The organism is Salinibacterium sp. SWN139 (assembly GCF_015864625.1).
Taxonomy (GTDB): Bacteria; Actinomycetota; Actinomycetes; order Actinomycetales; family Microbacteriaceae; genus Rhodoglobus.
Genome location: NZ_JADYWV010000003.1, coordinates 154354 through 177485, shown reverse-complemented (window position 1 = coordinate 177485; position 23132 = coordinate 154354). Strand labels below are relative to the sequence as shown.

Genomic DNA, 23132 nt, shown 5'->3' with positions numbered 1-23132 from the left:
ATGGCCACAAGCGAGAACTCTCTTCCCGGAAATTCGGCAGAGTACGACAAATGGTGCAATGAAGAGATCGAGGCCCGTGGCCCGATTAGCGAGCTGCTGCTTGACGCCTTTTCACAGCAGAGCAAACCGCAAGAGATTGTGGGATTGCCTGAAGCTGTAGCGTCCGCTGTCGAAAGCGGCCGGGATTTCATTCGCGATGAAGACGTGCAATTGTCGCTGTTCCTGCTCTATGGCCTCTACTACGGGGCCGTGGTGGAAAATGGCGATCGCTGGGAGTGGGATCTGGGCACTATCGCGGCGCGCCTCGATCTTGAGCAGGCGTTCGAGGCGCAGCTCCGTGCGGTGGTGACCATTCCGGAGTTGCCGAACGCTGCGGACGAGGATGTCGCTGCCGCCCTTTTTGAGTTCACCAGCGCAGACTCCGGCCCGAGTCTCTCTCGCTATGTGGCAAAGAAACTCACGGCGGATCAAGCCCACGAGTACTTGGTGCAGCGCTCGATCTATACGTTGAAGGAAGCTGACCCGCACTCCTGGGCAATTCCGCGCCTTCGCGGTCGGGCCAAGGCGGCGCTGGTCGAGATTCAGTCCGATGAGTATGGCGCCGGGCGCCGAGATCGGATGCACTCCGAAATTTATGCTCGCACCATGCGCGGTGTGGGGCTCGATTCGCGGTATGGCGCGTACCTCAACTACGCGCCAGCAATCACGCTGGCGTCGTTCAACATGATGTCGATGTTTGGGCTCCATCGCCGACTTCGCGGGGCCATCGTCGGTCACCTGGCGGCATTCGAAATGACGTCATCGATCCCCAACAAGCTGTATGCGCGTGGCTTCCGCCGCCTCGGTTACGGAGACGATGTCACCGAGTACTTCGATGAGCATGTGGAAGCCGATGCGGTTCATGAACAGATTGCGGCGCGCGACTTGGCTGGCGGTTTGGCGGAGAGCGAGCCAGCGTTGCTGAGCGAGATTTTCTTTGGCGCGGGTGCGTGCCTCCTCCTTGACGAGTGGGTGGCGAAGCACATGCTGGAGTCGTTCGAGGCCGGGCGTTCGTCGCTTCGAAAGCCTCTCGCGGCGCTGACGACCGGCGACTTCGCGAACGATTCCAACCCGATCGGAGAGGTGGCGGCACGATGAACAAGCAGTCTCACAATTCCCCTGAGGCGCGCGGCTCTGACGATGTCGAAGTGGTTGCTTGTGCCGACGGACCGCTTCTGGTTCGAGGCACAATTAATTTGCGATCGTCAGACGGCGAGCCCATTCCTCAATCACGGCGCACCGTCGCGCTCTGCCGCTGTGGAGTCTCAGACATCAAGCCGTTTTGTGATGGAACTCACAAACTCGTCAACTTCAAGGCGTAGTGGCGCAGGCGGCGATAATGGGGAGATGACTTCTCCTGAATTCTCCGCTCTGGCCACCGAGCCTTATGTGTCGCTCACTACTTTCCGCAAGTCGGGGGATGCAGTCTCCACCCCGGTGTGGATTGTTGCGGATGGCGATCGCATGTTTGTCACGACGGCGCCCCATTCGGGCAAGGTGAAGCGCATCGCTCATACTGATCGCGTCGAACTGACCGCGTGCGACATGCGTGGCACGATCACCGAGGGTGCAGCCACGGTGCCGGCGACAGCGAGTGTTCATCATGATGCCGAGACTTTGGATGCCATGGATGCGGCTCTCAAGAAAAAGTACGGTGCCAAGTACACCGCAATCCGTCTCGCGCAGAAGCTTCGCGGCACTGCAGGGCAATCCGTTGCGATCGAGTTGCGCGCGTAGGTTCGCATCATTTGAGGAACGAGTGCAGCCTCTGATCAGCAGGTTGTGGCGCGGGCGACGGGAAACTACCGTTGCGGCAATGAACGGCGTTAGAGGCCAGTAAGCACTTTATCCCCATGCAAAGATCTTGCGCGAGGAGAGAAAGTCAGGCGTCTCACCGGGATATTCGTTGGTTTCACGCAACGATACTGAGAATAACCTGTGTAAGGCCGTTTTATTGAAGCGAAATTGTGTCACTATTGTGTAGGCCCCCGAAAGGGGGTCAACTCTTGGTTCCCCCGAAATCAAGTGCACCCGTGATCGATGGAGTCCCCCTGTGTCCCGACCCCGCCACCGTTCCAGAACAATTAAATCCTGGTTCCTCCGCGCTAGTACACCCGTCCTCGCAACCCTGCTCACCCTGTCCCTCGCCGGTGGTGGCGCTCTCGTAGCGCTTGCTGCCCAGAACAAGCTCGACGATTTTGTGGCCCAGACTTTCGGATGCCCGAATGCCACCGAACTTGTCGTCGTCACCGATCCCACCATTTCGTCGACCGTCCAAACCGTCGCGAATGCTTTCAATGCGGAGCACGTTGGTCAGTGCCTCTCGGCCACAATCGTGACGCAGCGCTCCGCGGATACCGCGGCATTGCTGGCATCCGGCACCTCCACTGGTGCTGACGCCTGGATTCCTGATTCGCCGATTTGGTTGAACCGAGTGGAAAGCACCGCGACCGCTCTCGGACGCGAAATCCCCAAGACGCAGGAGTGGGATTCGATCGCATCGAGCCCGCTTGTGCTGGCAACCCCGGCCGTGAAGGTCGCTGAATTCGAAGCGTCGGAGGTGGGCTGGGGTGCGATCCTCGACGGTCGGTACCGCACGCTTCTGCCCGACCCCGAGTCGTCATCGTCCAGCATGATCGCGCTCGCGACTCTCAATGATCTTGCTGCGGATGGCGATGCTGAAGACTTTGATCGTGTGCTGATGAATCTCGGGCGCTCGATTCCCGATTCGACAAAGGCGGCGTTCGCTGAGCTTCAGATCTCTGACTCACGAACGGTTGCTCTCGCGACGGAACGAGAGATCGTGGAGCACAACGCGTCGAGCCCTGACGAGCCTCTGGTGGCGCTCTACCCGTCCGAAGGAACTGTTGCGCTGACCTATCCGTTCGTGGTCGTGGAGAACTCCACTCTGAGCGAAGTTGAAGCCTCGCGCCTCACCGAAGAAGAACAAACGGAGCTCGCTGAGATCGAAACGGCGCGCACGAAGCTGCTTGAGGAGTTCGCTGATCTTGTTCGCGGCTCTTCGCAGGTATTGAACGCCGAGGGCTTCCGCGATAACGCTGGTGAAGGTGAGATCCTCGCTTCCGGTGTTATCGCCGCGCCCGTAGCCACCAAGTCGGTGGGAGACACCGACGAACTCGTCAGTATCCTGCGCAACTGGAACTCTCTCAACCTGCGCTCACGCATCCTCACGGTTGTTGATGTGTCAGGTTCCATGCTGGAACGAGCGTGGGATGGTCAGCGCCGCATCGAGATGTTCCAGAACTCGGCTGAGGATGCCTTCAGCACGCTTTCAGAGGATGATGAGCTGGGCATGTGGCTCTTCTCGAAGGAGCGTGTTGGCGAGGAAGACTGGGAAGACGTTGCAGGCATCCGATCGATGAATGACCCGGAGCATGTTGAGAGTCTTCAGGAAATCATCGACACTCTACCGTCGCGCATCAACGGCTACACCGGCCTCAATGACACCGTGCTCGCTGCGGTCACCCATGTGCGAGACGACTTTGATCCCGACAAAGTCAACTCAGTGGTTCTGATCACCGATGGTCGCAACGAAGACGACAACGGCATTTCCTTGGAGACGCTGGTTGACGAGCTGAACGCAATGATCGATGTCAACACAGATGAGCCCGTTCCCGTGGTTCTCGTCGGAATTGGCCCAGACACCGACGTCGAAGCGATGCGAAAGATCGCCCAGGTCACCGGTGGAACGGCCTACCAAGCAAACAACCCCACTGAGCTCAGTAACGTGATGCTTGAGGCGTTGTCACAGCGCGACTGCCGCCCGAACTGCAGTTAGCGAACGCCCAGCACCCTGCGACACCACTGGTGGCGCAGGTCGCTGAGGTCTGTGGCGAAGGCGGAGGGACCCGCTTCCACCACAGATTGGCTAGGCGCCTGCTGTCGGGGCTGCTTCGGCAGCGTCGGCAGCAGGAACGCCGGCGGCAACATCCGCGGCCATGCGTGAACGACGATCCAAATGGATGCCGGCCACCATGCAGCGCACTGAGCCACCGGCCAACTCGATCGTCGGAATGTCGAGCGGCACGATCTCGCAGCTGGCTTCGATCACCGAGCGCTGAGCGCGAGTGAGACTCGCGAGTGCGCGGTTTGAGAGGGCCAAGATGCGGCCGTTCGGAGTCCTCAGCTCGAGAGCATTTCCCGCAAAGTTAGCAATCTGCTCAGCCGTGAGGTCGATCAGCGTGCGACCGGGGGCGGTCAGGCGCTCGGCCATTTCCATGCGGCGATCTCCCGACGTAATCAGATCGAGCCCGATCATGGCGAAGTCGGTCGCAATGCACATCATGACGTTGGTGTGATAAATCGGCACACCGTGGCTGTCGCGGGCCTCAAACATCATTGGCTCATAGCCGAAGGATGCGCAGAACCGTTCGAGCGCGAGCGGGTTGGCGCGGTGCGATTCTGCCGCATACGCGACCCGGTTGGTGTGGTCGATGACCATCGCGCCGGTGCCCTCAAGGTAGATGCCGTCGTGCTCTAATCCGGAATAGTCCACGACATCCTGCACCCGAAAGTCATGCTTCAACATTTCAATGACATCGGTGCGTCGCTCGGTGCGCCGGTTTGGAGCAAACATCGGATACACCGCAACGCGGCCACCACTGTGCGTCGAGAACCAGTTGTTCGGGAACACACTGTCGGGCCGAGTGCTCTCCTCATCCTCAAACACGTGGATGTTGACGCCCGCGTCACGCAACGTCTCGGCCACCTGGGTGGACTCGTCGTACGCGGCGCGAGCAATCTCATCCGGAGTGCGGCTGGGGTCAGTCGACTGGAAGGCATTGTCGCCCGCAGTTTGGCTATTCGGTGTGAAACGGTGCGGGCGGATGAGAACAGCGGCCGAAGGGGCCTGAACGCTCATCGGTGGCCTACGCGGTCAGTACAGGAACGCGCGACACGAGCGAGAACAGATCCTTGGGGTCAGCAGGGTCGGCAATCAGGTCAAGGTTCGTTGCATAGTCGGTGTCGCGAACAGCGTCGAAGACGTAGCGCAGTGCCGAGAAGTCTTCGATCGCGAAGCCAACGGAGTCGAAGAGTGTCACTTCCTCAGCGGAGCTGCGGCCCGTCGCGGTTCCGGCGAGAACTTCCCACAGCTCGGTGATGGGGGAGTCCGCTTCAACCTGCTGAATTTCGCCCTCGATGCGGGTTTGCTCGGGAAACTCGACGAACACGGTCGAGTTGCGCACGATGGCCTCTTCGAGTTCTGTCTTGCCCGGGCAGTCGCCGCCAATGGCGTTGAGGTGCATGCCGGGTTCAATCATGTCGGCGGTGAGAATCGTCGCGTTCTTCTTGTCGGCGGTGCACGTGGTGACGATGTCGGCGCCCGCAACAGCGTCTGCTGCTGAGGTTGCGCGCACGATGTCGAAACCGAGTGGCTCAACGTTGCGGATGAACTTGTCCATCGCGGCGGGGTCGGTGTCCCAGACGCGCAGGCTCGTGATGCCGAGGCCGGCGCGGAAGCCGAGTGCCTGGAACTCAGACTGAGTGCCGGTGCCGATGAGGGCGAGAACACTGGAGTCGGGGCGAGCCAAAGCGCGCGCGGCCATGACGGAGGTCGCAGAGGTGCGCAACGCCGTAAGTAGGGTCATCTCCGAGAAGAAGGTGGGGTAGCCGTTGTCGACGCGGGCAAGCATGCCGAGCGCAGTCACGGTCTGGAAGCCCAGTGCAGGGTTGGATGGGTGGCCATTGACATACTTAAAGCCGTACGTTTCGCCATCGCTCGTCGGCATCAATTCGATGACGCCTTCGGGGGAGTGGGCGGCAACGCGAGGTGACTTGTCGAACTGGGGCCACTTGGCATAATCCTGTTCGAGGTAACCCACGATGCCCATAATGATTGGCTCGATGCCGGTGTCGGCAATCCAGCGGCGCATGTTGTTGACGTCTACGTAGTGAACCATGGTCACTCCTTTCGTTGCGGTAATCGTGCTTCCTACGTTACGAATGTGCACTATGTAGCTACAACTCCCAGTCGACGCTATTTCCGGCCAATAACTAGGCATAATGCAATGCTAAATTATACACTTTGTGTATGTCTGACTTAGATGACCTCGATCGTCGCCTCCTCGCCGCGCTTCGAGCCGATGCGCGCGAGTCCGTGGCGAGCCTCTCGCGTCGCCTTAACGTCACCCGCGCGACCGTCACGAGCCGTATCGATCGCCTCGTGAGCAACGGCACAGTGCTCGGTTTCTCGATTCGTATTCGGGAAGATCGCGACCCCTCGTTTATTCGGGCGATTGCCTTTGTGGAGGTAGAAGGGCGATCGACGGACTCTGTGATCAGCCAGTTGCGAGGCCTGCCCGAGATCCATGAACTTCACACCACCAACGGCGCCTGGGATCTGGTGGCAGACATCCGCACCGACAGCCTCAGCAACTTCGACCGGGTGCTGGCCCGCATGCGAAATGTGGAAGGTGTCGTGAACAGCGAGACCAGTTTGTTGCTCAGTTCAGCGCTCCTGTAACGCGATTGCCCTCCCCACATTGCTATGCTGAACTCACAACTGAACATCGGGCCGCAACACGATGCGGGAGAGCCGGGCACCCAGCGCTAGTCAACTGAAATTGGCAAGCGCCAGGCCGGCACCGAAGGAGCAAGCCTCCCCGCCAATCTCTCAGGTTCACGTACCGCACCGCACTGGCCACTCTGGAAAGAGAACCTCGCATCACCCTGAGGTTCCGCCGACGGTGAAAGCTCGCTAGCGTTTAGCGTGTGAAGCTCTCAGGCTCATCACAGAGGGGGAGTTCTATTCACTAGCCCATGCGCCAGGAGAACTCCGTGACCGATGTATCAAGTTCTGAAGCTTCATCCGCTGAATCTTCGCCCACCGCGGTGAGGTATTCGCCGTTGCACAGCATCCATGAGCAACTCGGTGCTGCGTTCACCGATTTCGCTGGGTGGATGATGCCGGTGCGGTATAGCTCCGACCTCGCCGAGCACCATGCCGTGCGCACCGCTGCCGGCATTTTCGACATCTCGCACATGGCAGAGATTCACGTGCGCGGCGCTGACGCTGGCGCGTACCTCGACTACGCACTCGCGGGCAAGCTCTCGGGTATTGCCTTGGCGCAAGCCAAGTACAGCCTGTTGCTCAATGAGGCGGGCGGCATCATCGATGACCTCGTGACCTATCGCCTTGCCGACGACCATTTCCTCGTCGTGGCGAACGCAGGCAACCGTTTCGCTGCCGCAACTGCTCTCACCGAGCGCGCTGCCGACTTTGACGTAGTGGTCACCGACGAGAGCGACGACTACGCGCTCATCGCCGTGCAGGGTCCGGTCTCGCGCGCCATCCTCGAAGCGACCACCGGTCTCGGCGACTTCGCTACGCCGCTCGATGAACTGAAGTACTACCGCGAAACCGCGGCCACTTTCAATGGCACCGACCTCATTATCGGTCGCACTGGCTACACGGGCGAAGACGGCTTTGAGTTGTACATTCATGTGGATGCCGCGGCCGACCTCTGGGCAGCGCTCACCGTCGCCGGCGAACCGCTCGGCCTCGTGCCCGCCGGTCTCGCGTGCCGAGACACTCTCCGCCTCGAAGCGGGCATGCCGCTGTACGGTCACGAACTCAACCTCAGCACCTTCCCCGTGCAGGCGGGCCTCGGCCGCGTTGTTGCGCTCAGCAAGGAGGGCGACTTCGTCGGTCGCAGTGCGATCGAAGCCGGGCCGGATGCTGGTGCCCGCGTGCTCGTCGGCCTCGCCGCTGAAGGTCGTCGCGCCGGTCGCGCCGACTACCTGCTCTTTCACGGTGATAAAGAAGTTGGCGTCATTACCTCGGGTGCGCTCTCGCCGACCCTGGGCCACCCCATCGCGATGGCTTATGTCGACCCCGCCGTGAGCGAAGTCGGCACCGAGCTTCACATTGATGTGCGGGGCAGTCGCATTGCTGCATCCGTTGTTTCCCTACCCTTCTACAAAAGAGAGGCCTGATCATGGCTGAGAAGAGCGAATTGCAGTACACCGCCGAGCACGAGTGGGTGTTGGTTGACGGCAATGTCGCGACGGTCGGAATCACCGACTTCGCCGCAGGCAAGCTGGGCGACATCGTTTTCGTTGATCTGCCCAAGGTCGGCGCCACCGTCGCTGAGGGCAAGATCGTCGGCGAGATTGAGTCGACCAAGTCGGTGGGCGAACTCTTCGCTCCCGTTGCGGGAACCGTCGTCGAATCCAACGATGCTGTCGCCGACAGCCCAGAACTCGTCAACAGTGACCCCTTCGGTGAAGGCTGGCTCGTGAAGATCGAATTTACTGAACTCCCGTCGATGCTCAGCCTCGACGAATACACCGCATTGACAGGCGAATAATGCCCAACCCTTTCATCAGCGGCACGTTTGCTGACCGCCACATCGGCACGGATGACGCAGCCCAGGCCAGCATGTTGGCCGCTGTCGGCTACGACAGCCTTGAATCGCTCGTGGATGCCGCGGTTCCGCCGGCGATTCACCAGACTCCGATTGTGAATTCCACGATCCCGGCTCCTGCTTCCGAGCGTGAAGCGCTCGCCGAACTGCGTGCTCTCGCTGGCGCAAACAAGATTCGTCGCAGCATGATCGGTCTCGGTTATTACGACACCATCACACCCGCGGTGATCAAGCGCAACGTGCTCGAAAACCCGAGCTGGTACACGGCGTACACGCCGTACCAGCCGGAGATTTCCCAGGGTCGCCTTGAGGCTCTCCTCAACTTCCAGACGATGGTTGCTGACCTTGCTGGAATGACCACGACGAACGCGTCGATGCTCGATGAGGGCACCGCCGCTGTTGAGGGGATGCTCCTTGCGCGCCGTGCGGCTCGCGTGGAGTCGCCCGTGTTCATCGTGGATGCCGATACTTTTCCGCAGACCAAGGCTCTGCTGGCGAACCGCGCGGAGGCTCTCGGAATTGAGCTTGTTGAGATCGACCTGGCAACGCTCGGTGCGAACCCTGAGCTGCCGGAGTGCTTCGGCGCGCTCATCCAATACCCGGGTGCAACCGGTCGCGTGTGGGATTCCAGCGAGGTTATCGCTGCGGTGAAAGCTCACGGCGGACTCGCCGTTGTTGCCGCTGATCTGCTTGCGTTGACGATTCTCAAGTCGCCAGGTGAACTCGGCGCAGATGTTGCCGTCGGCACCACGCAACGCTTCGGCGTTCCGATGGGCTTCGGCGGACCGCACGCCGGCTACATGTCGGTGCGCAAGGGCCTCGAACGCCAGTTGCCCGGCCGCCTCGTCGGCGTATCTCAGGATGCCGCTGGCGACCCCGCCTACCGTCTTTCGTTGCAGGCGCGGGAGCAGCACATCCGCCGCGAGAAAGCGACCTCCAACATCTGTACCGCGCAGGTTTTGCTCGCTGTTATGGCATCCATGTATGCCGTTTATCACGGACCGCAGGGCCTCAAGCGAATCGCTCAGCGCATCCACCACGACACCGCGAAGTTCGCAGCACGCTTGACCGCTGCCGGCTACACGGTCGAGAACGAGACCTTCTTCGACACCCTGTCGGTGACGAAAAAGGGCCAGGCGCAAGCGATAGCCACCAAGGCGCTCGAGAGCGACATCCTGCTTTATGTTGTGGATGCTGACACTGTTCGTTTGAGCTTCGACGAAGTCTCGACGCAGCCTTACGGCGGAATGCTCGCAGCGCAAGAGAATGATCTCGCGGAAGCCTTTGGGCTCGAGGGCGGCTTCTTCAGCTACTCGCCCGACGACACCACAATCCCCAAGGATCTCAACCGCACGAGCGAGTACCTCACGCACCCGGTGTTCAACACGCACCGCTCGGAGACGAGCATGATGCGCTACCTCAAGTACCTCGCCGACAAGGATTACGCGCTCGACCGCGGCATGATCCCGCTGGGCTCGTGCACGATGAAGCTCAACGCAGCGACCGAGATGGAAGCGGTGAGCTGGCCGGAATTTGCGGGCATCCATCCCTTCGCTCCGGCCGAAGATGTGTCGGGCTATCTCGTCATGATTTCGCACCTCGAGTCGTGGCTCACTGAGGTCACCGGTTACGACACCGCGTCGTTGCAGCCAAACGCCGGAAGCCAGGGCGAACTCGCGGGGCTCCTCGCGATTCGTGGCTATCACCGCGCGAATGGCAACCCGGAACGCACGATTTGCCTCATTCCGTCGAGTGCGCACGGCACGAACGCCGCCAGCGCCATGCTCGCCGGAATGCGTGTCGTTGTGGTGGCTTGCGATGATCTCGGCAACGTCGACCTCGACGACCTGCGCGCCAAGATCGCCGAGCACGCGAGTGAAATCGCCGCCCTCATGATCACCTACCCCTCCACCCACGGTGTTTACGAGCACGAAGTGCGTGAAATCACGCAGGCCGTGCACGATGCTGGCGGACAGGTGTACGTCGATGGCGCCAACCTCAACGCTCTGCTCGGTTACGCGCGGTTCGGTGACTTTGGCGGCGATGTCAGCCACCTCAACCTGCACAAGACCTTCTGCATCCCTCACGGTGGTGGCGGTCCCGGCGTTGGTCCGGTTGTGGCGAAAGCGCACTTGGCTAAGTTCTTGCCTGGACACCCCATGGCGCAGAGCCAGCATCATCCGGCTTTCGACATGCAGACCGGTGCTGCCGGCCCGTATGTTCACGCCGGGGGAGCGGTCAGTGCTGCACCGTACGGAAGCCCGAGCATTCTGCCGATCACGTGGGCCTACGTGCGCATGATGGGATCGGCTGGCCTCAAAGCCGCGACCGGTGCCGCTGTGCTTTCGGCCAACTACATTGCGGTGCGCCTACGCGAGCACTTCCCGGTGCTGTACGCGGGAGACAACGGCCTCGTTGCTCACGAGTGCATCCTCGATCTGCGTCCCCTCAAGGAAGCGACCGGCATCGACAACAACGATGTCGCCAAGCGCCTCATTGACTACGGTTTCCACGCTCCGACGATGTCGTTCCCGGTATCGGGCACGCTCATGGTTGAACCTACCGAGAGCGAAGACCTCGCCGAGCTCGATCGCTTCATCCACGCGATGATTGCCATCAAGGAAGAAGCGGATGCCGTGGCGGCCGGAACGTGGCCAGCCGACGACAATCCCCTCATCAACGCTCCGCACACGGCGCATTCGGTGATCGCCGGCGACTGGGATCACTCGTATTCGCGTGAGCAAGCGGTGTATCCGTTGAGCTCTCTCGTTTCAGGCAAGTACTGGCCGCCGGTACGCCGTGTTGACAACGCGTATGGCGACCGCAATTTGGTCTGCTCGTGCCCGCCGATTGAGGCGTTTGCGCACTAGCGAAATGCCCTAAATTTCGTTGCTTGAGTAACGGAAAATGGCGCGTGCGAAACCGATCCAGTTCGGTTCTGCACGCGCCATAATTGTGTCCCCCGAATGTGGGACACCAGCATTCGTCTGGCATCGGCATCTGCCGTGGGTAAAATTCTTCACTTTAGCTGGATTTTCTCTCTTCAGGTGTTGTAATGTGCGTTTGGTGTACAGCGAGTGGTCGACCCGACGACCCCAAATCGCTTTCTCACCGACTGGAGAGCTTCGTGACCACCCGACGGCATCGACACCGTAAAACTTTTTGGCAACGGTGGAAGAAGCGTTGGTGGCTGGCGCCGGTGGCACTGGTTGCCATTGCAGCACTCTCTCTCGCTGGCATCCAACTGGGTGCAATTGGATGGATTTCGGATGCTGTTGCGCCGTTAGCGGGCGGCTGCACAGAGACTCGCCCTGTCGTAATCGCCGCTGACCCGTCGATTGCTCCTGCCCTCACTATCGTCGCGGCGGAGTTCGATGAGGCCGACGGCAACTGCACGGAAACCGAAGTCCGTTCGCTCGTTTCGGCAGACACCGCTGCTCTCTTCGCTTCAGGTGCTGCCGGCGATCTCGACGCGTGGGTTCCGGACTCGGCGGCTTGGCTCGATCGCGTCACATCGATGGCCGACTCGTTGGGGCGCACTGCCCCCGAGCTCGAGATCACCGACTACGTGGCGAGCACCCCGGTAGTGCTGGCTACATCCGCATCGCAAGTCGCTGACCTCGGCGATACGCCGCTGTCGTGGGAATCACTACTCAGCGGCACTGTGGTGACCCTGGTTCCTGACCCCGAGGCGAATACCGCGAGCCTTGCTGGCCTTGCGCAGCTGCAGTCGGTCTCGTCTGCTGAAGATCCGCGCCAGTTCGCGGGTGCCATGATCGCCATGGGAAAAACAATTCCCCAGACTTCCGAAGAGGCTTTCGGGCTCGCGACTGACGCAACTCTGCCCACCGTTGTCGTGACAACGGAGCGCGAAGTTGCCACCTACAACAGCGGGTCTGAGTCCTCGCCCATGATCGCGCTATATCCGACGGACGGAACGGTCGAATTGACCTACCCCTTTGTTGAGGTCGTCGGTGGGGATGAAGAAGCTGAGACGTCCACTTCAGCGACCTCTACGTCCACAGGCGCTTCCGCTGCAGTAGCGAGTGAAATAGTCGCTGCCGATGCTCCGCAACGACTTCTTACGGCGCTGGCGGCGGCAACGCGCTCGTCGGCTGAAGTATTGGCCAAGGAGGGTTTCCGCGATGCTGATGGTGGCGGCGACTTGCGGGTGACGGGAGTTCCCGAGACAGCCACTGAAGCGAAGCCGACGGCAGATGCTGCAGTACAGATCGAGATTCTTCGTTCGTGGAGTGTTCTTACGCTTCGTTCGCGACTCCTCGTTGTCATTGACACTTCAGGTTCCATGCTGGATCCGGCGAATAATGGCCTGCGACGAATCGACGTGTTCCAGCTCGCTGCTAGTGAGGCGCTGTCAAAGTTCTCGGGCGAAGCCGAGCTGGGCGTGTGGGCCTTCTCGCAGAACCGTATCGGCACTCAGGACTGGGAACCGCTGTCGCCGATTGCACCGCTATCTGATCCCGACCATGTGGCTCAAATCAATGACGTCGTCGCATCGTTGCCAGATCGCATTTATGGCTACACGGGGCTCTATGACACCATCTTGGCTGCGGTCAAGGAGGTCAAGGAAGACTACGACCCGTCGAAGATCAACTCGGTTCTGCTCATCACTGATGGCTACAACGAAGACGACAACGGCATCAGCCTGTCGGCGCTTCTCAAAAACTTGAAAGCGCTCGACGATCCGAATGAGCCCGTTCCAGTGATCTTGATCGGTTTCGGTCCGGACACTGACTTGGAGTCGATGACGGAAATTGCGCAGTCCACGGGTGGTGCAGCGTATTCCGCTGCCGTGCCAGAAGACCTCGGCAAGGTGCTCGTGGATGCCCTCAGCCAGCGGTCCTGTCGTCCGAACTGCACGTAGTCGCTCAGGCCGCGGCTCGCTGACTCTCGAAGCGGAGCATCCTGAGGATGCCCGCTCGAGGGGGTCAGCGCTGCGGCGACGCAGACCGCTGCAGTGCGGCGCTAACGCGTCTCGTTGTCGTCGCTGATGCTGACGATCCAGTTCACGGAGTAGCGGTCGAGCACCATTCCGAAGATCCCGCCCCATTCGGCGCGCTCGAGCGGCATGTCGATTCGACCACCGTCGCACAGCTTTTCCCAGTAGCCCTCGATGGCGGCTTTTTCGCTCAGGTAGCCCGCAATCGAGATCGACATCGATCCGCCAGGGCTGTAGTCCATGGTTTTGGGGGTGTCGGCCAGCATCAGCGTGATTCCGGCCGGGGATTCCAGCTGGCCGTGCATGACCCACTCTTGTTCTTCGGGATCTTCACTGGCGTTGAAATCGGCGAAGGTATGAATTTCGGTGGTGCCGCCGAACACGGACTGGTAGTAGGCAAGAGCTTCGCGAGCATTGTCTCTAAAGCTCAGGTAGGGGTTCGTTTTCATGGTTGTTTCCTCTCTGGAGCTATTCGGCGGCGGGAACCACGGGAAATTCGAGGCGGGTGAGGAGCTCTGCTTCGACAACCTCGCCAGGGGTGTTGAGGTATATTTCGCGGGGTGCTCCGGCGTAGGTGTGGCCGTGTTCGCTAAACCAATCAAAAACGTCGTTGTAGGTGGCCTTGAGGCCGCTGTAGGCACCGTGATGTGTGACCGTAGCAACGCGGCCGCCAGCGAGTTCGTGTGTCGCGAGCACTGGATGGTCGATGAGCCCATTCGCGACTGGAACGCAGACTTCGCACTTCCATGGCCCATCGGTGCGCATCTCTTCGGTGTACACGGCCATCACGGGCCCCGCGACGGTGATGGCGGGGTCGGCAGTCTCGGTGAGCAGGGTGCCGATTGCGCCGCTCATGTCGGCAGGCAGAGTTTGCATCGTTGTCGAGAACTCGATGCCGGCAACGACGTGGCTTGGCACTGTTTCAATAGTGATTTCCGACGACATGCGCCACACTCTACGCCTCGGGTGTAGCGAACGGTACTGGTTGTGGAGAACTATTCCGTGGCGCCGAAGAGCGCGGGAAACGCTCCTAGAGCCCAGCCGTAGCCGATAAAGATGGCAGCGTCGATAAGGGTGTGGGCAATGACAAGGGGCAGCACTCGACGGTAGCGCGTGTAGAGCCAGCCGAAAAGCAATCCCATGGCGACGTTGCCGACAAACGCGCCAATGCCCTGGTAGAGGTGATAGGTGCCGCGCAGGATCGCAGTCGAGATAATGATCTGCCAGCGGCTCCAGCCAAGGTCGCCGAGTCGGGCGTAAAGGTAGCCGATCACGATGACTTCTTCGGTAATACCGGCACGCAGCGCCGAGAGCAGCAGCACGGGCACGGTCCACCAGTATTGGTCGAGTGCAGCGGGGACAACATTGACGGTGATGCCGAGGGCACGCCCGGCGAGGTAGACCGCGATTCCGGGGATGCCAATCGCAAGGGCGAGAGCGATTCCGGTGAGCCCATCGCGAGTCGGGCGTGTGAAGTCGATTCCCAGTCTCGATAGTCGCGGCGTGGTCGCACTCCACAACAGGAACGCGACGAGCGCGACGGGCGCGAGATCAAAAGTGATACCGAGCAGCTGATAGATCAGGTCGAAGGTTGGCCGTGTGCTGAGCGACGAATTCAGCGTTGCGGTTTGCTGCGACAGCGATTCGGTACGCGTCAGTCTGTTCGTGATCGAGACGATCGAATAGATCGCGGATGCCCCGAGCGAGAGCGCAAGAACGATCGAGATCTCTGTCCAGAGCCGGCCGCGCGACTGAGGAAGCGCTGGTGCTGAGCTCACTCGGAGGGGCGCATGGCGCAGGCTGGAGTTCCGCCGGGCAGACGGTGCCGGAAGCGCGCGACGAAACGGTAGCCGAGGGAGGCGATCGTGCTGAAGGGCTCGGTGGCAATGAGATGCCCAAGGAAGCGCCATCCGAAATTTGGCTGAATTCTCAGAAGGGCTGAGAACGCCATGTGGCCGGCGAACTGTCGAGTAGGAGTCACGAACCAGGCCGCTTTTTCAACGTCGTCCTGAGTGAGGGCGTAGTCGTCGAGATCGATCCATTGCCAGGGAGTGCTCTCGGGGAACACCGGAAGAATTGCCTGCAAACGATTGACCCAGAGGGTGCAAAAGGCGCAGTCACCGTCGAAGATCAGTATGGTCTGGGGCGCGCGGGAAGCCGGGCTCGATTGCGACATGGAAAGATGTTAACTCACGTTGCTGGGCGTCGCTCTGGAGAGGTTTGCGCAGTTTTGTAGTGAATGGCAGCGATCGTGCGCGGGAATTCTGCAAAGTATGCACATAATCTTCACGAGCGTTACCGCTGTGTAACGTTTGGCTTTACAGTTTTGATTGGGGCATCCCCCCGTTTTAGGGTGTGAACTATCAAGCGCGGTGCGGCGCCAAAAATTCCGTGCCGTTAGCGCAATTCTGCACAGGAGGAAACATTGAAGAGATCACGCATGGGCATCAGTGCAATCGCACTGCTGTCAGCCTCAGCACTCGCACTTGCGGGTTGCTCGGCCAGCGAGGCGCCCGCCGAAAGCGACACCGCCGCGATCATCACCACAAACGGTAGCGAGCCACAGCAGTCGCTCATTCCGACCAACACCACCGAAACTGGTGGCGGCAAGATCGTCACCTCGATTTTCGCTGGTCTCGTTTCCTACACCGCTGATGGCGATGTAGTCAACGAAGTAGCTCAGTCGATCGAATCCGAAGACGGACAGGTGTGGAACGTCACGCTCAACGACGGCTGGACCTTCACCAACGGTGAAGCTGTAACGTCTGACTCCTTCGTCAAGGCATGGCAGTACGGCGCACTGCTCAGCAACGCGCAAAGCTCCTCGTACTTCTTCGACAACATCGAGGGCTTCAGCTACGACGAGGAATCAGAGCTCACGGGTCTTGACGTTGTCAGCGACACCGAGTTCACCGTCACCCTGATCAACCCTGAGGCAGACTTCCCGCTGCGTCTCGGCTACTCGGCATTCATGCCGCTGCCCGAGTCGGCTTGGGAAGACCTTGACGCATTCGGTGAGAACCCTGTCGGTAACGGTCCGTACATGGTTGCTGAAGACGGATGGCAGCACGATGTCCAGATCGACCTCGTCACCAACCCTGACTACGACGGTGTACGCAAGGCTGTCAACGGCGGCGTGACGATCATCTTCTACACGAGTCAAGATGCGGCATACGCTGACGCTCTCGGTGGCAACCTCGACATCCTCGACGCTGTCCCTGACTCGGCATTCGCAACCTACGAGTCGGACTTCCCGGGTCGTTCGGTGAACCAGCCTGCAGCAATCTTCCAGGCGTTCAACATGCCGTACTACCTCGAGCACTGGTCGGGCGAAGAGGGCAAGCTGCGTCGTGCAGCTATCTCGATGTCGATCGACCGCGCCGAAATCACTGATGTCATCTTCCAGGGCACTCGTACGCCGGCAACCGACTTCACGTCGCCGGTAATCGCTGGTCACTCTGACAACCTTGCTGGCGCTGAAGTCCTCGACTTCAACCCGGATGAGGCTGTAAAGCTGTGGGCTGAAGCTGACGCAATCGCACCTTACGGAGACACCGTCTTCGACCTCGCGTACAACGCTGATGGTGGACACCAGGCATGGGTTGACGCTGTAGCTAACAGCATCAGCAATACGCTTGGCATTGAAGCTGTGGGCAAGGCGTACCCGACATTCGCAGACGCGCTCAACGACCGTGACGCTAACGCGCTCACCGGTGGAACGCGTGCCGGATGGCAGGCTGACTACCCGTCGCTGTACAACTTCCTCGGACCGCTCTACGTTGATGGAGCCGGCTCGAACAAGGAAGGCTACTCGAGCCCCGAGTTCGAGAAGATCCTTGCTGAGGGTGCTAGCGCATCGTCCGTAGAAGAGGCAACGGCGAAGTACCAGGAAGCTCAGGAAGTTCTCCTGGTCGACCTTCCTTCGATCCCGCTGTGGTACTCGAACGTCACCGGTGTCTACTCTGACACCGTTGACAATGTTGTATTCGGTTGGGACTCTGTCCCGCTGTACAACGAGGTAACCAAGGGCTAATTAGCTCTTAGTTTTACCCAGTTTCCACTCTCAAGGTGTAATGCCCGGGGCTAGCTTTAGGCCCCGGGCATTACACTGAGTACCCTCATTCAGTGATTGTGACTCTTATGCTTATCCGTTCCTTCGAGGGAACCATCTGATGCTTTGGTATGCAGGCAAGCGCTTCCTCCAGATGATCCCCGTGTTTTTCGGCGCGACATTCTTGATCTATTTCATGGTGTTCGCGGTTCCCGGCGATCCAATCGCTGCGCTTTACGGCGACCACCCGCCAGCTCCCGGAGTGATTGAAGCGGTTCGAGCGGAGTACAACCTCGACAAACCCTTCATCGTTCAGTATCTGCTGTACATCGGTGGGCTCTTCCAAGGCGATCTGGGAACGACGTTCTCCGGCCGACCGGTCATCGACGTTATGGCTCAGGCCTTTCCGATCACCGCTCGACTAGCGCTGCTTGCTCTCGCGATTGAGGCCTTTTTCGGCATCATCGTCGGCCTCGTTGCTGGTCTCCGCAAGGGAAAGCTGTTCGACGCTTCCGCCCTCGTGATCAGCCTTCTGCTGATTTCGGTTCCGACGTTCGTTGTCGGTTTTGTGCTTCAATACGTCTTCGGCATCCAACTGGGGTGGGCAAGAACCACCGTCAGCGGTGCGGCGCCGTGGGGCGAACTCATTTTGCCGGCGATCGTTCTCGCCTCGGTTTCGTTCGCCTATATTGTGCGGCTTACCCGTGCGAGCGTGGCAGACAACCTCGGCGCAGACTTCGTCCGCACGGCCACTGCTAAGGGACTCTCGCGGCGTCGAGTTGTCACCGTGCACGTTCTTCGTAACTCGCTTGTTCCAGTCGTCACCTACCTGGGAGTCGATATCGGTTCGCTCATGGTCGGTGCGATTGTGACCGAGGGAATCTTCAACATCAACGGTGTCGGTGGAACCGTCTATCGAGCAATCCGGCTAGGGGAGGGTCCCACTGTGGTTTCCTTCGTCGCAGTGATGGTCATCATCTTTGTGCTAGCCAACCTGCTTGTTGACCTGCTCTACGCCGCGCTTGACCCAAGGATCCGTTATGCCAAGTAGCAACACTGGTCGGCATCGTCCCGGCCAAGAACATTTCATCGCCTCTCTCGCAGAGACTCCGGTCGCTGAGATCGATCAGGTTGATGAAACCGGTAAGGCCCGCAGCACCTGGACAGACGCTTGGGAAGCCATGCGTCGTCGTCCGATGTTCTGGGTCTCAGCCAGCTTGATCTTCGTGATCGTAGTTGTGGCGGTGTTCCCGGGGCTTTTCGCTAGCGCTGACCCCCGAGAGTGCTACCTCAAGTTCAGTAACGGAGACCCTCAGGCCGGTCACCCTCTCGGGTTTAACCGCCAGGGCTGTGACGTCTACTCGCGAATCATCTTCGGAACTCAGGCATCGGTGACCATCGGTCTGCTGACCACGGTGATCGTGACCCTTTTCGGTGGCGTGATCGGGGCTCTTGCGGGCTTCTACGGCGGGTTCCTCGACTCCTTCGTTTCGCGCGTCGGTGACGTCTTCTTCGCTATCCCCACCGTTCTCGGAGCAATCGTTCTGTTCTCGGTAATCTCTGTTCGTGACGCACTCACCGTGTCGCTCGTGCTCTCCTTGTTTGCGTGGCCCCAGATTGCGCGCATCATGCGTGGCGCAGTCTTGTCGGCTCGAAACTCGGATTACGTCACGGCTTCGGCCGCCCTCGGTGTCTCGCGATTCAAGACTCTGGTTCGCCACGTGATCCCCAACTCGATTGCTCCCGTAATTGTGGTGGCCACGGTGTCGCTCGGTATCTTCATCGTTGCGGAAGCGACTCTCGGATTCCTCGGAATTGGTTTGCCGCCCACCGTCATGTCGTGGGGTAACGAGATCAACCAGGCTCAAGTAACGGTTCGTACGCACCCGCAGACGCTTTTGCTGCCTTCGGCTGCGCTTTCGATTACCGTGCTTGCCTTCCTGATGTTCGGCGACGTAGTTCGCGATGCCCTTGACCCGGAAGCGAGAGCACGCCGATGACCAATCCAGAAACAGTTTCCGTGTCGTCTGACTCCTCGAACGAAGAAACACCGCTGCTCAAGATTCGCAACCTCGAAGTTGGCTTCGAGACTCAGCGTGGTCTTGTGCCCGCCGTCCGCGGCGTCGACCTGACGCTGTATCAGGGGCAGACGCTCGCGATCGTCGGTGAATCCGGATCGGGCAAGTCCACGACTGCGCAAGCAGTTATCGGGCTCCTCCCGGGTGCAGGCAAGGTGTCGGGCGGCTCGATCGAGTTCGAAGGCCACGACCTCACCCAATTCTCGGATGCTCAGTTTGCTGAGGTGCGCGGTAGCCAGATCGGCTACGTTCCCCAGGACCCGATGTCGAACCTCAACCCCGTCTGGAGCATTGGCTTCCAGGTAGAGGAAGCGATCAAGGCCAACGGAATCGCTCAGGGCAAAGAAGCGCGCCAGCGCACCATCGAAGTACTGCAAGAAGCCGGCCTCAGCGATGCCAGCGAGCGACTCAAGCAGTTCCCTCATCAGTTCTCTGGCGGAATGCGCCAGCGTGTTCTCATCGGTATCGGACTCTCGGCTCGCCCGAAGCTCCTGATCGCCGACGAGCCAACGTCGGCGCTCGATGTCACTGTGCAGCGCCAGATCCTCGACCACCTGCAAACACTCACGCGTGATTACGGCACCTCCGTGCTCTTTATCACTCACGACCTCGGCCTGGCTGCTGAGCGTGCTGAACAACTCGTGGTGATGTACAAGGGCAAGGTTGTGGAATCGGGACCGTCGCGTGCGATTCTTGAGAACCCACAGCATCCGTACACTCAGCGTCTCGTCGCTGCGGCACCGAGCCTCGCCTCGCGTCGCATCCAGTCGATCAAATCGGCGAAGTCGACTGACGACAGCGTGCGCATCTTCGGTGAAGGCTCGCTCGATGAAGCTCTCATCGCTCGTGCCGCAACCCGAGAAGCATCAGCGGATGAGGACCTGATCAAGGTGAGCAATATCACCAAGGTCTACGAGATTCGCAAGCAGGGCTTCCGCAAAGACAAGCTTCTTGCCGTCAACGACATTTCCTTTGGCGTCAAGAAGGGCACCACGACCGCGCTGGTCGGGGAGTCCGGTTCTGGCAAGTCGACGGTCGCCAAGCTGATTCTTCAGCTCGAATCGCTCACGAGCGGAAACATCGAATTCGATGGCAAGAACCTCGCGGGAATCAAGGGACAGGAACTCCTCGAGTTCCGTCGCCGCGTTCAGCCCGTTTTCCAAGACCCGTATGGGTCACTCGACCCGCAGTACAGCGTGGGAAACACCATCGCAGAACCGCTGCTTGCTCACAAGCTCGGCACTGCGAAGGAACGCTACAACCGGGTGAGCGAACTGCTCGATCAGGTCTCGCTGCCGCAGGCAGCACGTCACCGCTACCCCGGCGAACTTTCCGGTGGCCAGCGTCAACGTGTTGCTATTGCTCGTGCCTTGGCACTCAAGCCAGAGGTGCTCGTGCTCGACGAAGCGGTCTCGGCTCTTGACGTGCTGGTTCAGGGGCAAGTGCTGAATCTCCTCACCGAGTTGCAGACCGAGCTTGAGCTCACGTATCTGTTCATCACGCACGACCTCGCTGTCGTGCGACTGGTGGCAGATAACGTGTGCGTCATGCAGGGTGGCCGCATCGTAGAAGCCGCGTCGACAGACGAGGTCTTTGAGAACTCCAGCAATCCCTACACGCAGGAATTGCTTGAAGCGATCCCCGGCGCCAACATCACACTCGGCGCCTAGTTTCTTAGTGCAGAAGGGCCGTTCCCCACTCGGGGAGCGGCCCTTCTGACTTAGACTCGTTTCTAGCGTGCCACCGCGCGCTGTGTGTCCGTGTGCAGGAGGGGTTTCGTGAGCGCCACAAGAATTACGGCGAGCCTTGCTGTTGCCGCCGCCGCAGTATTGGTGTTGGCAGGCTGTGTTCCTCAGCAATCGCCCACCATCGAAGGCTCAGAGCTTACCGTCGCGGTCACTCAGCCCTACACCTCGGGCAACCCGTCGACTTCTTTTGGTGCGAGTGACACGAACGCCACCATTGCTTATGCAACAGGCTCCGGTTTCACCTACTTCGACGACAAGTCTGCGCTCGTGCGCGATGAATCTTTCGGCCACTTCGAGAAGGTGTCCGATGACCCCCTCGCAGTGACCTATACGGTCGCTGACGGCGTGCGCTGGTCAGATGGTTCCGCCGTTGATGCTGTTGATCTGCTCTTGGAGTGGGCTGCGACATCCAGTGCTCTCAATACTCCCGATGCGGATGCCGCCAGCACGGTGGACTCCGAGACGGGCGCGCCGATCGATCGTTCGGATGACCGCGTGTTGTTCGACGCCAGCGCCACAGGAGATACCGGAATCGGCCTCGTCACAGAGATGCCGCAAATGAGTGACGATCGGATGTCGCTCACCCTCGTGTTTGACGAGCCAACCGCTCAGTGGCAATCTGCGTTCTTCGGCGCAGATTCTGCGGCCAAGCCTGCCCACGTCGTCGGCATGATGGCCTTCGCCAGTGACGACTCGATCGAGGCCAAAGAGCGCGTTTTCTCCGCTATTAGCGAGGGTAATGAGAGCGACCTTGCCGCGATCGCGCGCACCTGGAATACGGTCTTCAACTTCGAGGGCATGCCCGCGAATAAGAGCCTTGTCGTCTCGAACGGACCTTACGTAGTTTCTGACTTCGTCGCGAATCAGTACGTGACTCTGAGGGCCAATGAGGACTACAGCGGCATGCGCGAGCCGACTTTTCAAGAGATTCGCGTTCGGTTCATGAGCGATCCGCTAGCGCAAGCACAGGCCTTGCTTGTTGGTGCTGTACAAGTAGCAGAGCCGACAATGAATCAAGATGTGCGCAATGCTCTTGCCACGATGAACGCCACGGTCATCGATGGCACCACCGATAGGTTTGAACACCTTGACTTGCAATTCGCGGAGTCAAAGAGTGGCGTCTTCGATGATCCGCTCGTGCGTCAAGCGTTCCTCAAAACGGTGCCGCGCGCCGCAGTTGTTCAGACTGCGCTAGGCGAGCTGTATCGTCGGGCAACCCCGCGCGACTCATTCCTCTTCGCTCCCGGCGATGAGGGCTATCGCAGTGCGCGTGCCGCTAATGGCTCTGCCGACTTCGCCGAGCCGGACATTGCTGGCGCCAAAGAGCTTCTTGCCGAAGCGGGCGTCTCGAAGCCTGGCGTGTGCATCCTCTATGACGCCTCTGACGACATGCGTGCCGCCGAATACACCTCCATCGCCGAGTCGGCCAAGGCGGCGGGGTTCGTAGTGAGTGATTGCTCGAGTGACGACTGGCGTGACCAACTCGGCACCCCCGGTGCCTACGACGCTGCGTTGTTCAGCTGGCAGAATCCTCGCCCTGGCGTAGGGCTTTCGGCGGCGATCTACGGCACCGGCGGTTATGCCAACCTCAACTACTTCTCTGATTCCACGTTTGATTCGTTGATAGCCGATGCGACTGACCCGAGCGTGGACGCTGAGGGACGAACCAACGCCCTGAAGGCGGCGGATGCTGCGCTCTGGAGTGCATCCTATGGAATGCCGTTATTCCAATACCCCGCCACAGTCGCATACGACCAAGACCGGGTCACTAACGTCTCGTTGTCATCGCTGAATCCGGGCGTATGGTGGAACGTGTGGGAGTGGAAGCCCTAGCATTTTCGTCCCCCTGATGGGGCGGCTGCGATAAAT

Annotated in this window: 20 protein-coding genes and 1 riboswitch; of the genes, 14 read left to right on the top strand and 6 right to left on the bottom strand. The window is 59.9% G+C overall.

Annotated elements, in window-relative coordinates:
* The 4 genes from I6E74_RS10795 to I6E74_RS10780 all read left to right on the top strand — a co-directional run bounded on the left by I6E74_RS10795 (position 1) and on the right by I6E74_RS10780 (position 3838).
* The gene (locus I6E74_RS10795; protein WP_197125588.1) at positions 1 to 1137 is read left to right on the top strand and encodes an iron-containing redox enzyme family protein; all 1137 of its coding nucleotides are present in this window, start codon (positions 1 to 3) and stop codon (positions 1135 to 1137) included.
* Positions 1134 to 1361, top strand: a complete 228-nt coding sequence (locus tag I6E74_RS10790; protein ID WP_197125586.1) for a CDGSH iron-sulfur domain-containing protein — start codon at positions 1134 to 1136, stop codon at positions 1359 to 1361. Before I6E74_RS10795 ends, I6E74_RS10790 begins: the two co-directional genes overlap by 4 nt.
* 25 nt (positions 1362 to 1386) lie before the next feature.
* Positions 1387 to 1776 (top strand): PPOX class F420-dependent oxidoreductase, encoded by a 390-nt coding sequence (locus tag I6E74_RS10785; RefSeq protein ID WP_197125584.1) that lies wholly within the window; start codon positions 1387 to 1389, stop codon positions 1774 to 1776.
* A gap of 316 nt (positions 1777 to 2092) precedes the next feature.
* Positions 2093 to 3838 carry a VWA domain-containing protein gene (locus I6E74_RS10780; protein ID WP_197125582.1) on the top strand — a complete coding sequence of 582 codons (1746 nt, stop codon included), beginning with the start codon at positions 2093 to 2095 and terminating at the stop codon, positions 3836 to 3838.
* A gap of 90 nt (positions 3839 to 3928) precedes the next feature.
* Here I6E74_RS10780 and ctlX read toward each other — a convergent pair whose 3' ends face one another.
* Complete coding sequence (ctlX, locus tag I6E74_RS10775) at positions 3929 to 4921, bottom strand: citrulline utilization hydrolase CtlX (RefSeq protein WP_197125580.1); 993 nt, start codon at positions 4919 to 4921, stop codon at positions 3929 to 3931.
* 7 nt (positions 4922 to 4928) lie between these two features.
* Positions 4929 to 5960 carry an ornithine cyclodeaminase gene (locus I6E74_RS10770; protein ID WP_197125578.1) on the bottom strand — a complete coding sequence of 344 codons (1032 nt, stop codon included), beginning with the start codon at positions 5958 to 5960 and terminating at the stop codon, positions 4929 to 4931.
* A 131-nt stretch (positions 5961 to 6091) separates the two neighbouring features.
* On the opposite strand from I6E74_RS10770, the gene I6E74_RS10765 reads away from it, so the two are divergent.
* The 5 genes from I6E74_RS10765 to I6E74_RS10745 all read left to right on the top strand — a co-directional run bounded on the left by I6E74_RS10765 (position 6092) and on the right by I6E74_RS10745 (position 13311).
* Entirely contained in the window at positions 6092 to 6523 is a 432-nt protein-coding gene (locus I6E74_RS10765; RefSeq protein WP_197107398.1) for an Lrp/AsnC family transcriptional regulator, read from the top strand.
* 54 nt (positions 6524 to 6577) lie between these two features.
* Positions 6578 to 6699, top strand: a riboswitch (glycine riboswitch).
* Between the two features lie 138 nt (positions 6700 to 6837).
* Complete coding sequence (gene gcvT / locus I6E74_RS10760) at positions 6838 to 7995, top strand: glycine cleavage system aminomethyltransferase GcvT (protein ID WP_197125576.1); 1158 nt, start codon at positions 6838 to 6840, stop codon at positions 7993 to 7995.
* Positions 7996 to 7997: 2 nt separating this feature from the next.
* Positions 7998 to 8369, top strand: coding sequence for a glycine cleavage system protein GcvH (gene gcvH / locus I6E74_RS10755; protein ID WP_197125574.1), 372 nt, complete (start codon positions 7998 to 8000; stop codon positions 8367 to 8369).
* A complete protein-coding gene (gcvP, locus tag I6E74_RS10750) occupies positions 8369 to 11296 on the top strand; it encodes an aminomethyl-transferring glycine dehydrogenase (protein WP_197125572.1) in 2928 nt (975 codons plus the stop codon). The genes gcvH and gcvP overlap by 1 nt, the downstream gene beginning before the upstream one ends.
* A gap of 329 nt (positions 11297 to 11625) precedes the next feature.
* Positions 11626 to 13311, top strand: a complete 1686-nt coding sequence (locus I6E74_RS10745; protein ID WP_197125570.1) for a VWA domain-containing protein — start codon at positions 11626 to 11628, stop codon at positions 13309 to 13311.
* Positions 13312 to 13412: 101 nt separating this feature from the next.
* On the opposite strand, the gene I6E74_RS10740 is transcribed toward I6E74_RS10745, so the two are convergent.
* The 4 genes from I6E74_RS10740 to I6E74_RS10725 are packed head-to-tail and all read right to left on the bottom strand — an operon-like array spanning position 13413 to position 15562.
* Positions 13413 to 13835 (bottom strand): VOC family protein, encoded by a 423-nt coding sequence (locus tag I6E74_RS10740; protein ID WP_197125569.1) that lies wholly within the window; start codon positions 13833 to 13835, stop codon positions 13413 to 13415.
* A 19-nt stretch (positions 13836 to 13854) separates the two neighbouring features.
* Entirely contained in the window at positions 13855 to 14331 is a 477-nt protein-coding gene (locus I6E74_RS10735; protein WP_197125568.1) for a GyrI-like domain-containing protein, read from the bottom strand.
* A gap of 50 nt (positions 14332 to 14381) precedes the next feature.
* On the bottom strand, positions 14382 to 15164 hold the full coding sequence (locus tag I6E74_RS10730) for a CPBP family intramembrane glutamic endopeptidase (protein WP_197125567.1): 783 nt from the start codon (positions 15162 to 15164) through the stop codon (positions 14382 to 14384).
* Positions 15161 to 15562, bottom strand: a complete 402-nt coding sequence (locus tag I6E74_RS10725) for a thiol-disulfide oxidoreductase DCC family protein (protein WP_197125566.1) — start codon at positions 15560 to 15562, stop codon at positions 15161 to 15163. The genes I6E74_RS10730 and I6E74_RS10725 overlap by 4 nt, the downstream gene beginning before the upstream one ends.
* A gap of 264 nt (positions 15563 to 15826) precedes the next feature.
* Between I6E74_RS10725 and I6E74_RS10720 the strand changes: the two genes are divergently transcribed.
* The 5 genes from I6E74_RS10720 (at position 15827) to I6E74_RS10700 (ending at position 23096) form a co-directional block, all read left to right on the top strand.
* A complete protein-coding gene (locus I6E74_RS10720) occupies positions 15827 to 17419 on the top strand; it encodes an ABC transporter substrate-binding protein (protein WP_231601532.1) in 1593 nt (530 codons plus the stop codon).
* 139 nt (positions 17420 to 17558) lie between these two features.
* A complete protein-coding gene (locus I6E74_RS10715; RefSeq protein WP_197125564.1) occupies positions 17559 to 18488 on the top strand; it encodes an ABC transporter permease in 930 nt (309 codons plus the stop codon).
* On the top strand, positions 18478 to 19437 hold the full coding sequence (locus I6E74_RS10710; protein WP_197125563.1) for an ABC transporter permease: 960 nt from the start codon (positions 18478 to 18480) through the stop codon (positions 19435 to 19437). The genes I6E74_RS10715 and I6E74_RS10710 overlap by 11 nt, the downstream gene beginning before the upstream one ends.
* Positions 19434 to 21185, top strand: coding sequence for an ABC transporter ATP-binding protein (locus I6E74_RS10705; protein WP_197125561.1), 1752 nt, complete (start codon positions 19434 to 19436; stop codon positions 21183 to 21185). Before I6E74_RS10710 ends, I6E74_RS10705 begins: the two co-directional genes overlap by 4 nt.
* A gap of 108 nt (positions 21186 to 21293) precedes the next feature.
* Positions 21294 to 23096 carry an ABC transporter family substrate-binding protein gene (locus I6E74_RS10700; protein WP_307784457.1) on the top strand — a complete coding sequence of 601 codons (1803 nt, stop codon included), beginning with the start codon at positions 21294 to 21296 and terminating at the stop codon, positions 23094 to 23096.
* The last annotated feature ends 36 nt before the right edge of the window (positions 23097 to 23132 follow it).